Source organism: Pseudomonas hamedanensis (assembly GCF_014268595.2).
Taxonomy (GTDB): Bacteria; Pseudomonadota; Gammaproteobacteria; order Pseudomonadales; family Pseudomonadaceae; genus Aquipseudomonas; species Aquipseudomonas hamedanensis.
In genome coordinates this window covers 1,032,859-1,045,638 of the sequence record NZ_CP077091.1, presented here as the reverse complement: position 1 = coordinate 1,045,638, position 12,780 = coordinate 1,032,859, and the positions used below count along the sequence as shown (strand labels likewise).

General features: G+C 60.3%; 11 protein-coding genes. 1 reads left to right on the top strand and 10 read right to left on the bottom strand.

Annotation, left to right across the window (positions count from 1 at the left end; translation table 11 throughout):
- Window positions 1–1,359, bottom strand: coding sequence for a glutamine synthetase family protein (locus HU739_RS04495; protein ID WP_186548406.1), 1,359 nt, complete (start codon window positions 1,357–1,359; stop codon window positions 1–3).
- A 162-nt stretch (window positions 1,360–1,521) separates the two neighbouring features.
- Here HU739_RS04495 and HU739_RS04490 point away from each other — a divergent pair, with 162 nt between their 5' ends.
- Entirely contained in the window at window positions 1,522–2,421 is a 900-nt protein-coding gene (locus HU739_RS04490) for a helix-turn-helix domain-containing protein (protein ID WP_186548171.1), read from the top strand.
- Between the two features lie 11 nt (window positions 2,422–2,432).
- Here HU739_RS04490 and HU739_RS04485 read toward each other — a convergent pair whose 3' ends face one another.
- From HU739_RS04485 to HU739_RS04445, 9 genes are all read right to left on the bottom strand, one after another.
- Window positions 2,433–3,482, bottom strand: a complete 1,050-nt coding sequence (locus HU739_RS04485; RefSeq protein WP_186548173.1) for an acyltransferase family protein — start codon at window positions 3,480–3,482, stop codon at window positions 2,433–2,435.
- A 95-nt stretch (window positions 3,483–3,577) separates the two neighbouring features.
- Window positions 3,578–5,080, bottom strand: a complete 1,503-nt coding sequence (locus HU739_RS04480; RefSeq protein ID WP_186548175.1) for a family 16 glycosylhydrolase — start codon at window positions 5,078–5,080, stop codon at window positions 3,578–3,580.
- Window positions 5,077–6,132 carry a UDP-glucose 4-epimerase GalE gene (galE, locus tag HU739_RS04475; protein WP_186548177.1) on the bottom strand — a complete coding sequence of 352 codons (1,056 nt, stop codon included), beginning with the start codon at window positions 6,130–6,132 and terminating at the stop codon, window positions 5,077–5,079. The genes HU739_RS04480 and galE overlap by 4 nt, the downstream gene beginning before the upstream one ends.
- A gap of 32 nt (window positions 6,133–6,164) precedes the next feature.
- The gene (locus HU739_RS04470; RefSeq protein ID WP_186548179.1) at window positions 6,165–7,583 is read right to left on the bottom strand and encodes an oligosaccharide flippase family protein; all 1,419 of its coding nucleotides are present in this window, start codon (window positions 7,581–7,583) and stop codon (window positions 6,165–6,167) included.
- A gap of 13 nt (window positions 7,584–7,596) precedes the next feature.
- Window positions 7,597–8,550, bottom strand: a complete 954-nt coding sequence (locus HU739_RS04465; RefSeq protein ID WP_186548181.1) for a glycosyltransferase family 2 protein — start codon at window positions 8,548–8,550, stop codon at window positions 7,597–7,599.
- 17 nt (window positions 8,551–8,567) lie between these two features.
- A complete protein-coding gene (locus tag HU739_RS04460) occupies window positions 8,568–9,881 on the bottom strand; it encodes an O-antigen ligase family protein (RefSeq protein ID WP_186548183.1) in 1,314 nt (437 codons plus the stop codon).
- The gene (locus HU739_RS04455; protein ID WP_186548185.1) at window positions 9,878–10,990 is read right to left on the bottom strand and encodes a glycosyltransferase; all 1,113 of its coding nucleotides are present in this window, start codon (window positions 10,988–10,990) and stop codon (window positions 9,878–9,880) included. Before HU739_RS04455 ends, HU739_RS04460 begins: the two co-directional genes overlap by 4 nt.
- A complete protein-coding gene (locus HU739_RS04450) occupies window positions 10,987–12,069 on the bottom strand; it encodes a glycosyltransferase (RefSeq protein ID WP_186548187.1) in 1,083 nt (360 codons plus the stop codon). The genes HU739_RS04455 and HU739_RS04450 overlap by 4 nt, the downstream gene beginning before the upstream one ends.
- A 2-nt stretch (window positions 12,070–12,071) precedes the next feature.
- Window positions 12,072–12,776: a WecB/TagA/CpsF family glycosyltransferase gene (locus HU739_RS04445; RefSeq protein WP_186548189.1), complete on the bottom strand. Its 705-nt coding sequence runs from the start codon at window positions 12,774–12,776 to the stop codon at window positions 12,072–12,074.
- Window positions 12,777–12,780: the final 4 nt, after the last annotated feature.

Below are 12,780 nucleotides of genomic sequence, written 5' to 3'. Positions count from 1 at the left end.
TCAGACGCTCAGCAGCAGGAACTCGCGCTCCCAGGAGCTGATCACGCGTTTGAAGTTTTCGTGTTCAGCGCGTTTCACCGCGACATAACCGCGGACGAATTTGCTGCCCAGGTATTCGGCCACTGTCGGGCACTCTTCCATCTGCGTCAGCGCTTCTTCGATTGTGATCGGCAGGCGCAGATTGCGCCGCTCATAAGCACGGCCCTCGACTGCCGCGCTCGGCTCGACCTTCTCGACCATGCCGAGGTAGCCGCAGAGCAGGCTCGCCGCGATTGCCAGGTACGGGTTGGCGTCGGCGCCGGGCAAGCGGTTTTCCACGCGCATCGACTCAGGTCCCGAGGTCGGCACGCGCAATCCCACGGTGCGGTTTTCCTCACCCCATTCAACGTTGACCGGTGCCGAGGTGTCCGGCAAAAAGCGGCGGAACGAGTTCACGTTGGGCGCAAACATCGGCAGGACTTTGGGAATGTATTTCTGCAGGCCGCCGATGTGCTGGCGGAACAGTTCGCTCATGCTGCCGTCGGCGTTGGCAAAGATCGGCTGGCCGGTGGCGATGTCGACCACGCTCTGGTGCAAGTGCATGGCGCTGCCCGGCTCGTCGCCGATCGGCTTGGCCATGAACGTTGCCGTCACGTTGTGCTTGAGTGCCGCTTCGCGCAGGGTGCGTTTGAACACGGTGATCTGGTCGGCCAGATCCAGCGCGTCGCCGTGGCGAAAGTTGATTTCCATCTGCGCCGGGCCGTCTTCATGGATCAGTGTGTCGAGGTCCAGGCCCTGCAATTCGCACCAGTCGTAGACGTCTTCGAACAGCGGATCGAATTCGTTGGCGGCATCGATGGAAAACGACTGCCGACCGCTTTCCGCGCGACCCGAACGTCCCAGCGGTGCCTTGAGCGGCAGGTCCGGGTCTTCGCAGCGCTGCGTCAGGTAGAACTCCATCTCCGGCGCAACGATCGGCTTCCAGCCTTTGTCGGTGTACAGCTGCAAGACTTTCTTCAGCACGTTGCGCGGCGACAGTTCGATCGGGTTGCCAAACTTGTCGAAGGTGTCGTGGATGACGATGGCGGTCGGTTCGATCGCCCACGGGATGACATACACGGCGTCGGAAACCGGCTTGCAGACCATGTCGATGTCGGCCGGGTCGAGCAAATCGTAGTAGATGTCGTCGTCGACAAAATCCCCGGTTACCGTTTGCAGCAGCACACTTTCCGGCAGGCGCATGCCGCGCTCATGCAGGAACTTGTTGGTCGGTGCAATCTTGCCGCGGGCGATGCCGGTCAGGTCGCTGACCACGCATTCGACTTCGGTAATCTTGTGATCTTTCAGCCACGTGAACAGCTGATCGAAAGGGACATTCATAAAGACCTCGTTATTGGTTTTATAGACGCCGGGGAGGGCGGGTTTCATCTTCCGCCCCTTCCCCTGTGGCGCGTTGGCGTCTATCTTGGGCGCGGCTGGTGAATCCATCTATCCACTTTAAGCAGCACCAAAGCGCACCAAAAGAGTGCGCAAGGTCACTCCATGACGACGTGCAATCCGCTCCAGGTTCAAGCCTTCAATACCGCCGATGTCGCTGAACAAGTCCGCGCCACTCCGGGCTGGGTCCAGCATTACCAACAGATGTCGCCGGGGCATTTCGCCGGGCATATCCGCTATCTGGATCTGCAGGGTGTCGAGGTCTACGAAGAGCAAATGAATACTCGGGTCGAGCAGAACTTCAGCGCGCCAACGGGTGCCCTGGCCTTTTGTTTCGATCGCAGCGACAACGCGCTGTACCTGCTCAACGAAGAGAGCCGCAACATCTGGATCACCCCGGAGAACTACCAGGAAATCGCCGTGGTGTTCGGCCCGGCCTTCGTCCGTGAGCACGCGCTGGATGTGGCGAAATTCGACGGGCTGTTCATGGCGCCGCTCACTTGCGGGCAGAACGCCTTGTTCAGTCGCTGGTTAAGCTCGACTCTCACGAAGTTGTCGCAAACCATTGATATCGATAGCAAAGAGGTGTTGGCCGAGCAGTTGCTGGAAGATTGTTTGTTCATCCTCGACAACGCACAAGCGCGCCTCGATCGCAGCGGCCTGCAACGGCGCGGCGAAGAACGGATGATCATGAAACGCGTGGGAGAGTGGGCGGCGGATTCGCCGGAAGATGCGCTCAATCTGCTTGAACTGGCGCAGGTGGCGGGGGTGTCGCTACGGCAATTGCAACAGGCCTTCAAGGCCTATACGGGGATGACGCCAAGTCACTGGTTGCGCTTGCGTCGACTGAACAGCGCGCACCGCGAACTGCTCAGGCGCAGGCCTTCGGAAACCACCGTGGCCGAGGTGGCGATGCACTGGTCGTTCTGGCATCTGGGGCGGTTTTCCAGCAGCTATCGGGCGCTGTTCAAAGAGCTGCCGAGCGAGACGCTCAAGCGCAGTTGAGGCCGGACGGCCTAGTCGGCCCTGACCAGTTTGAAGGAAATCGAAAGTGACCGTTTGATCGATCGTGCCATGGGCTTTTCTATCTGTTTGTGGATCAGCCAGGAAACACTGACCATGAACGCCACAGTGCCCCACAGCAGCACGTGCGGATCTACCGCCGGATAGGCGATGTTGAAGATCATGAAGCCGATCATTTGATGCAGCAGGTAAAGCGGGTACGTCAGCGCGCCCAATGCGGTCCAGTTCCAGCGCTGCAAGGCGGCCATTCGGTTCGTCGCGATCAACAGAAAAATCAGGAAAAACAGCACGACCATGGCGCAGATGATCAGCGGGTTGTAGTCGGTCGAGTATTTGCTTTCGATCGATGCCGCCCAGACCACTGCGGTGAAACTCGCCAGTGCCAAAGCACCCACCAGCAGCAGAATGCGCAAGGGGGTGAAGCCTTTGGCCCACGCCAGATAAAACGTCGCACCGGCGATGAACCAGGCCGCGTAATCGGTAATCAGCAGCGAGCGCAGCTTCTCGAATTCGAGTACCTCGGCGATGGCGGAAATCAACAGCCAGACCACCATGCACGGCTCGATCCGGTCGATTTTCTTCAAGGCCAACAGCACGGAAATCATCAGATAGAACTTGATCTCCACGAACAGCGACCAGTACACGCCGTCGATGGGCTCGACATTCAACAACTCGCTCAAAAAGGCCATGTTGACCACGTATTGATAAAAATCAGCGCTGAACCGTGGCTGCCCAACGGCGAGGGTGACCAGGAACGTCATCGTGCAGCACACCCAGAAGGCCGGGCAGAGACGAACCACCCGGGAAATGAAAAAGACCTTCAGGTTATTGCTGGAGGCGGTCATCAGAATCACGAACCCGCTGATCATGAAAAACAGTTCGACGCCCAGATAGCCATATTTGGCCGGCTCAGCCAGCAGCGGGTAGGGCATCGCCGACATATCGCCCTTGGCATAGCCGCGAAACGCGTAATGAAAAAACACCACGGCCATGGCCGCCAAAAAACGCAGTAAATCCAGTTCCTTGAGCCGTCGGTTGTTCATGTAAATGCGCTCCGGACTGATCAGCGCTGATCAAAAACTGACGACTCTGCCGAGTTAAGTCGACCCAAGGCGCAAGCTGAAACAGCAGTGGCGGCTCACGGCGTGCTCCCGGCCTGGGACAGCGATGAGCGGCGTTGCCACATCTTGATGTAGTCGACTTCGAACGTTGAGGGGAGGTCAGCGTCCTCGACCACGCCAAACCACGACCACATGGCCTCGCTGTCGAAGACGATTTCCATAGGGAAGAAGAAGTGCTTGTTCCTTGACTCCCGGACCAGTACGCCATCGACATACCAGCGCAGGGTATCGGGCTGCCAATCGAAGCCGTACACATGGAAGTCATCCGCCAGCCGCCATGGACTGATCCAGATGCTGCCATCGGCGATGTGCTCGGTACTTTGCGGGGTAGCCCACAGGTGAGCGTTCATGTGGTACGAACGGTCCAGCTTGCCGTCCTTGGTCTTGCCGGCGATTTCGAAAATATCGATTTCGGTGGCGTTGTCGACCATGCCCGTCCACGCCAGCCAGAAGGCGCTGGAGCCGGCGGAATTCATCGGTTTCGCCCGCGCTTCGTAATAGCCGAACAAGCCTTTCTCAAGGGTGCGGACCATCGCGGAGGTGTAGTCCTTGAAACCGAGTTTCACGTACTTTTCCGGCAAGGTTTCCTTGCGAAAGACAATGTTCAGGTTGCCATTGCCGACGCTGGCGTTTTTTTCGGTATACAGCGCCGGTTTGCGGCCGAGCGATTCGTTGCCGACGCCGTGGTTGACGTGCCAGCGCGTGCGGTCGAGGCTGCTGCCATTGAACTCATCGGACAGCTTGTCGTTGAGTACCCATTGACCGGTATTGGCCTGGTCGGACAGCGGCAGGTTCGGGTTGTTTCGGGTCGGTACAGGGTCGAGTGGCCCGACCCGGGTCCAGGTATCCGCGACCGGGGGGATGGCGATCGTCCACCTGTCCGCCAGGTACTGAAAAGCCTGCTGGCGTTCGGCGAGGGAGGCGAACGCACGGTCGTACACCAGTACTTCGGCGATGTCGCCGCGAAAGTTATCGGCCGTGCCGACAGCGTTACGCCCAATGCCATAAGGACCAATCGGCACATCGTAAAGCTCCAGCACGGAAACGCTCGGCGCGTAGGCGGCGGTGTCTCTAAGGCTGATGGCGAAATTCGGCAGCACGTTATCGTTGTCGGCGGTTTGCGGGCGTGAGCTGAACAAGCGTTGCCAGGGATCGACCTGGGCTTGTTCGGCTGTGCGCCGGGACACGACCAACACCGTCACCGGACCTTTGGCGCTGCGGATGGCTTTGCCGAGCAAACCCGACACGCCGTTGAAGCGCACGATTGCACGACCGTTCACCGCGTCTGGCAGCCACTGTGGCGCCGCGCCGGGATTGTCGACGCTCGCATCATGGCCGCTGGCGGATTTGTCCTTCCAGCGCAGGACACGGTTCTGTTCATCGAGCTGCAGGCTTTGCGCATCGGCCGCGTCCAGCCACAGCACCAGCCCGGCGCCAGGCACACCGGGTGGCGCTTGCGCAGCGTTGCCGGCCAGGGCAAAGCACAGCAGCCAGAGGACCAGCGCGGCTTTGAGTTTCATCTGACCGCACTCAATGCCGCGATCTTGAAGGAAGACTGATACCCCTGCGGATTGCACGACTGCCACCGCCAGGCATCGATGATCATTTGGCGCAGATCGCGTTGCGCCGTCCAGCCCAATTCCCGTTTGGCCTTGCCGGGGTCTGCGAAACATTTGGCGATGTCACCCGGGCGGCGTGGTGCAAAGCGATAGGGAATGGCGATGCCGGTGATGTCTTCGAAGCTGTGAATGATCTGCAACACGCTATAGCCAACGCCGGTGCCGAGGTTCCAGACATCGATGCCACTGGTTTGCTGCAATTTCAGCAAGGCCTTGAGGTGGCCGATGGCGAGGTCCACGACATGGATGTAATCGCGCACGCAGGTGCCGTCGACCGTGGGGTAGTCGCTGCCGAACACCGTCAGTTCAGGAATCCGGCCAATGGCGACCTGGGTCAGGCAGGGCAACAGATTGTTGGGGCGGCCCGTGGGGTCTTCGCCGATCATGCCGCTCTCATGGGCACCGATCGGATTGAAGTAGCGCAACAGGGCGATGCTCCAGCGCGGATCGGAGTGGCACAGATCGCTGAGCAATTCTTCGATCATCAACTTGGTCCGGCCGTACGGGTTGACCGGTTTGCCGGTGCCGAAATCTTCGGCAATCGGCGTGCGTGTCGGCTCGCCGTAGACCGTGGCCGATGAGCTGAACACCAGCTTGAACACGTTGTTGCGGGCCATGGCCCGGCACAGGTCGAGCGTGCCGGCGACATTATTGGTGTAGTAGTCCAACGGGTTGCTCACGCTTTCTGCAACCGATTTAAGGCTGGCGAAATGCACCACGGCCTCGACGTCATAACGGCTGAAGATGTCGTCGAGCAAGCGCGAATCGCGGATATCGCCTTTGATGAAATCGACCCGCGTCAGGGTCAATTGCTCAAGACGCTTGATGCACTCCCGACAGCTGTTGCACAGGTTATCGAGGACCAGCACGTGACGTCCGGCATTGATCAGCGCCAATGCAGTATGGGAGCCGATGTAACCGGCCCCGCCAGTAATCAACGTAGTTTTGCGCATGGATTGGCCTTCCTGTTTTTCGGGGACTGAATTCAGCGAGTGGTGAACACCGATTTGAATTCCTGCGGCCAGCGCGGGTGCAGGACGCTATACGCCACGGCATAGCTCAGCGCGCCAAGCAAAATACTGCCTGCCAGGTGCAGATAGCCTTGAACACCCAGCTGCGGTGATACCGACAGAACGGTCGCGACCATCACCAGCGAGGCCAGCACGCTGCGGTAATTGGAATCGAGGAACCGACGCCAGTCATAGCCGACGGCGGCGTTGAGCCCACGGATCTGCAACGGCGTGATCATCAGCATCCGCGCCAGCAGCGCAACGGCGGCGGCCATGCCGCCATAGACACTGCCGAAGACGTACACCAGCAGCAGCGCCAGCACTGTTGTGGCCACTTCCGCCTTGATCGTCAGGTGGCTGCGGTTGACCGCTACCAGGGCCGTGGTAGCGTACATCGCCGTGTTGCCGATGGCCGCCGTGCAGGCCAGCACTTGCAGCAGCGGGATGGCTTCGGCCCACTTGGCGCCGAAGATCAACAGGATCAGGTCGCTGGCGGTGAGGGCGATGCCGAGGAACAGCGGCGTCAGCAGAAAGCTGCTGACGACGGTCGAGTCGCCGATGATTCCGAGCAGGCGCACCGGCTCGCTGCTGCGCCGGGAAAACGCCGGCAGCGCATAGCTCAGCAGGCCGTTATAGATCGCCGTACGCGGCAGATCGATGATGCGCATGGCCATGTTGAACATGCCGACCGCATTGGCCCCGGCCGTCATCCCCAGCACCACGTTGACGCCGCGCTGGAGGGTCTGTGAACTCAACGCGTTGATCGCCACCGGTGTGCCGGCCCTTAACAGCTCGCGCAAGAACGGACCGTCAATGTAAAAGGCGATGCGCCGCGGATCTGCGCGCATCAAGACGATGATCGAGACAAACTCCATGATCAGCGCCTGGGCAATCACCGCCCAGGCGCCCAATCCCCACAGCGCGACAGCAATGCCGGCGACACCGCCGACCACCTTGCCCAGTAACGTGCGCGACGCGAGCATTTTGAAGTTGCCGCTACGGCGCATTTGCGCCACGTAGACACGCGCCATCATGGTGAAGAGGATTTTCACCGAGGCCAGCGCCGTCATCCAGCGCAGCATCGGGTCGGAGGTGTAAAACACCACCGCCACCGAGATCAGCACAATCGACAGCAGGCTGACCAATACCGCCGCCCAGAACGCCGTCGAAATGTGCTTGTCCTCCAGCCGCTGCAGACGAACCAGCGGATCTTCCAGTACCGATGAGTAAATCAGCCCGACCAGCTCGACGATGGCAATGATGATCGTGCCCACGCCCAGTTCGGCCGGTGACAGCAGCCGCGCATACGCGACAAAAGTGATCATCGACAGCAGGATCAGGCCGAATTTTTCGGTAAAGATCCAGCCGAGGGTGACGAGGCGGTGGTTGGCCATGGCGGATACCGATTCATTGAGCGATGGTTGACGCCGGTGCCTTGCGCCATGACTTGGCGAGGGCGTAGAGGTAGCGCAAGGTCGGTTTGCCGTGATCGAAGATCAGCGTTTGCCAGGAGTAGTCGAACATCCGCCGGTACACATCGAGCACCTCGACATGCTCGCCGCGCCGGGAAAAGGTGTTGAGAAAATCCGTGTGATTGCCCAGCACGAAATCGATGTGTTGCTGTTTGCTCAACTGCGCGCCATAGCGTTCGAGATACACCTCGATGAACTTGATCTTGTTCTGGTAGTGCTTTTTCGGTTGCGCGGTCATGTTGCCGTCATTGACCGTGCGCTCGAGCAGCACCTGCGGCACGGTGTGGATCTCCCAATGCTCGGCGATGCGCGTCCACATGAACCGGTCTTCGCAGTAACGCAGGCCGGCATCGAAGCCGCCGAGTTGCAGCATGACGTCGCGCTTGACCAGTGCGGCAGATACGCCATTGAGCACGTTGGCGTGGACGAAATCGTAGAAGTGCATGCCGCTCTTGCGCACGTTGTCCAGTTGCCGCTTGCCGTTGCTGTAGTTGACCTGGGCGTAACAGTCGATCAGCCCGACCGGGCGGCCCTGACGCTCCAGTTCGTCATACAGCGCCAGTTGCAGCTCGAGTTTTTGCGGGCGCCACTGGTCGTCGGCATCGAGCATCGCCACAAACGTTTCCTGGCTGTGGTGCAAACCGGTATTGCGCGCACTGGCCTGGCCGGCGTTGGCCTGCTGCAACAGGGTCAGACGAAACGGCGCGGCGAAGTCCCGGACCCGTTGTGGCCCGTCATCGGTGGAGCCATCGTCGATGACAATGACGTGATCGGGCAGCCGGGTTTGCTCGGCCAGCGACGTCAGCGTTTGCTCGATGCTGTCGGCGCCGTTGTACATGGGGATCAAAACGCACACGGTATGCGCTGAAAGCGGGGCTTGGTTTCGCACGGGTGCTTCTCCTTGTGTCACGCCTTGGCTGAATCAGGCGCAAATGCCTGGCCAGCCGGACGCTGACGCTGGGTTGCGGGTGATGACGCGGGGTACATGACCAGCCGATGCCGGAACGACAGGGCGAGGGTGCAGAACACGAGAAACTCGGCGGAGCGGTAGTTGGGGATCACATACGCGACATAGTTGGTGACGACGAACAGGCCGATGATTACCAGCGCGCTGGCGCGGTACTGGGCCGCGTGGTTCGCGGTGACGGCGCGGTATTGCTTGAACAGCGCTTCGCCCAACAACAACACCAGCGCGCTCAATTGAATAACACCGCCGTTGAGCAGGGTTTCCATGTAGCCACTGTGGGCGTTGCCGATGTAGCCCCAGCGCGTGATGAAGGCATCGGCATCGGGACTGGCCCAGAAGGCGCCGAAGCCGTAGCCCTTGAGCCATTGTTGCTCGACGAACGGAGCGAGCAATTCCCAGATCAGCGTGCGATCGGTCAGTGACGGATCACGACCGGCGATTTCCAGCAGCCAGGCCAGGTGGTTGTAAAGCAGCAGGCACACCAGCAGAAACAGCACCGTGCAACCGAAGAACAGCCACTGCGAGCGGTTGATGCGCAGACGGATCAACGTGAGGAAGTAGGCGTAGCTCACCGTCCCGGAAATGACCAGCGCCACGCCGGTTGCCGACTGCGCGAGCAGGATAGCAATCAGCGAACACAACGCGCAGAACAGCGCCCGGCGATTGCCCTGACGGATCATCGGTAACAGCAGCAGGATGGCGACCGCGTTGAGTCGCGCGCCGGCATTCTTTTCGGCAAAGATGCCCTTGAAGGCGCCGTCGCGGATGCCTCCGGACAGGAACGCGACCTCGGGCATGACCAGCGCGAGAATCAGCCCGATGAACGCTGCCACACCGATCGCACAACCGAGCATGAAAACGATTTTTTCCAGCGGGTAATTCCAGGCGATGAAGCCGGCAAAAAACACCACGCCGAGCAGGGCGATCACCCGCTTGAGCGTCAACATCGGGTCATGCGACCAGCCGATCGAGGCGATGACACAAAGCAGGAACAGCAGCAGAAAGAAGTTGCTGCGGTAGAAGGTTTTGCTCAGGAATACCTTGTGGCGGATAAAGAAAAACAACGGCACCAACAGCGTGATGAGCCCGCAGATTTGGTTGGCGACACTGCCTTCGAGGTCTTTGTCGACATCGCCGAAGCTGAATCCGCCGCCCAGCCCGAGGACAAACGTGATCACCTGAATGTAAAACAGCACGCCGAACAGGGCGAAGCCGTCGCGTAATGTCGAATATCTGATTGCCAGTGTGCTCATGATGCAGCGCTCCCGAGCATCGCGGTGAGGTAAGTCTGCACCGCACGGGTATTGGCAAACCGGGCAGCCGCCTCAAGCCGGGTATGGCGCTTGAAATTGCGCGGCGTGCCGAGTTGCAGGACGATCGCCTGTGCCAGGGCGACCGCGTCGTCAACATCGACCAGCGGCGCCACCAGGCCGTTGATGAGAATTTCCGCCGGGCCATGGGGGCAGCGGGTCGCCACGACCGGCGTACCTGTGGCCAAGGCTTCTACCAGCGCATTGGGGCTGCCTTCGAAGCGCGACGACAAGACAAAACAATCGGCCGCAGCGACTTCGGCCAAAGGATCGGCGGTGTACCCCGGCAGGTCGACACGATCGGCCAGACCCAATGCCCGAGCCTGATCCAGCAATTGAGCCCTGAGCGCACCTTCACCGAAAATGATCAAGCGCACGCTGGTGGTCGGGAGCGCGGCGATTGCCGCGATCAGCGTATCGAAGCCTTTTTGCTGGGCCAGACGGCCCACGGCAACCACCACTGCGCCAGACTTTTCCAGCAGCCAGCGGTGACTGGGGCGGCCCGGCCGCTTTTTGTAAAAGTCATCGTCGAGCACTGGATTGTCAGCCGTGGTCACATCCTGGCGACGCGCGATGGTGGTGTCGACCAGATCCTGGGCAACACCTTTCGAGACGCAGATCACCGGGTTGGGTATCAGCCGATACAGCAGCGGGGCCGCCCAATAAGCGAGCCTTACCGTCAAGGCTGGATTGACGTGCTTATCGTGGGAAAAGGCATTGCGCTCACTGACGTGCAGGCGCGCCAGCGTGCCCGACAGCGCGGCCGCGGCGATTGCCACGACGTTGACGTGAGTGAGGACCGCCAGTTGCGCATCGAAGCGATTGGTACGCAGAAACTGCGCCAGCGCCGGCACCGCACGGGCGCTGCGGGGGCAGTGCAGTTCAACGGTCTTGACCCGCGGGTCGAGGTAGGCCGCATTAACGCCGCCACCGGTGAGCAGCAGCAAGGTCACCTCGTTACCGGCGTCGACCAACGCGCCGGCCAGGCGCGTCATCATCTTTTCCGCCCCGCCTGCGCTGAGGTCGTGCAGGATGATCAGGAATTTTTTCATTGATTCCATACCTGGTAATACGCTTGCGCCGCGTGCTGGCTGGTGTACGGGCGAAGGGCGTCGGTCAGGGTCGTTTCGTTGGTCACCACGTCATCCCGAGAGGTCAGGCTGCGCAGCATGCCCTCGGCCAGTGCCGGTACGTCGTTGACCTTGACCAGCAGGCCAAGTTGACCGTTATTCAACAGCTCTCTGGGGCCGGTTTCGCAGTCGCAGGCCAGCACCGGCGTACCCAGCGCCAGTGCTTCAATCAGCACGGTCGGCATGCCTTCATGGGTCGAGCTCAGAATGAACAGGCGCGCGTGTCTGAGCAGTGGATAGGGGTTGCTCAGAAAACCGGTGAAGTGCACCCGTTGCGCGATTCCGAGGCGCTGCGCCTGTGCGATCAGTGTGTCGCGCATCGGCCCGTCGCCGGCAATCACCAGATTTGGCAGCGCACGGTGTTGCAATGCCAGGGCGTAGGCGTCGAGTAACAGATGAAAGCCTTTCTGCTGTGTCAGTCGCCCCAAGCCCAACCAGTAAGCATCGGGCAACCCGGCGACCAGAGGCTCCCGTGAGGCCTGGAACAGTTGTTCGGTGATGACGGCGTTGGGGCAATAGCTGATTCGCTGCCGTCCCCACGGTAACAAGCCGACCAGCGACTGACGCAACGCAGTCGAGACCGTGACCACTTTGCCGCTGCCGCACAGATACAAGGCATAGAGCAGGCGCAAGCTCGAAGGGCCGGTTTTCTGCTCCTTGCAATCGAGGGCGATGTGCCGGCTGTAGATGACTTTGCAGGCACTGCCCAGCGTCGCGAACCAGGTGCAGACGTTGGCCTGTTCCTTGGCGGAAACCAGGTGAGTGACGTGTTCGTCCCGAATGAGCCGGCGCAACAGCACGATCGAGCGCAGCAGGCCGACGACGCCGTTGCCACCGCCACTGTGGTGGCGTTGATCGCCTTCGGTGTCCGGGGTCTCGCCGTTCATGACGAAGAAGCTCACGCGCCGGCCATCCTTGAGGAATTGCTCGGACAACCGTTGCTGCACGCGCTCGACGCCGCCGCCCGATTTGAAGTCCTTGAGAATGAACAGAATGTGCATGATCACTCCCCGACACTGATGGCGACTTTGCGCCGTGCGAGCAGGGCCAGCAGGTGCAAGAAATTGCTGGGGTAATCGATGAGGTAGCGTTTGATCGTGTGGGGCTCGCGATACATCCGGTAGAACGCGCGCAAATGCAGGCGATTGATCAGCGCCGGGTAGTATTGCCGCGATGCCAGTGCTTCCTGGCGAATGAACCCGCCGCAAGTGAAAGCCACGCCTTCAAAGCCTGCGCGCAGCACGTCCTGTTCGAATTGTTCTTGCAGCCCGGCGCCGAGGCCAACGATGAGGATGTTCGCTTCGCTGCGGCAAATATCGGCCCGAATGGCCTCGGCCTCGGCGGCATCGAAATAGCCGTTGTGGTAACCGGCAATGATCAGCCGTGGATAAAGCGTATTGATCTTCTGGACGAACAGATCGAGTTCGGCTTGGCGGGCGCCGACGAAATACACGCGTTTGCCTCGCTGCTCGGCACCGCCCAGTACGTGGTCGGCGATGGACGTGAAGTCAAAACTGACCCGGCCGATCGTTCTGCCGGTCACCCGAGACATGAAGGTCGACATCAGCATGCCGTCGCAAAAATACGTGATGGTGCTCGGACGCTGCTCGAAGAAGCTGCTGATCGAGGCAAAATTAATGAAGGAATAGGCGTGGTTGGCCTCAAGTAATTTCGGCGAATACTGTCCGACCAATTCAAGTTTCAACATGGCG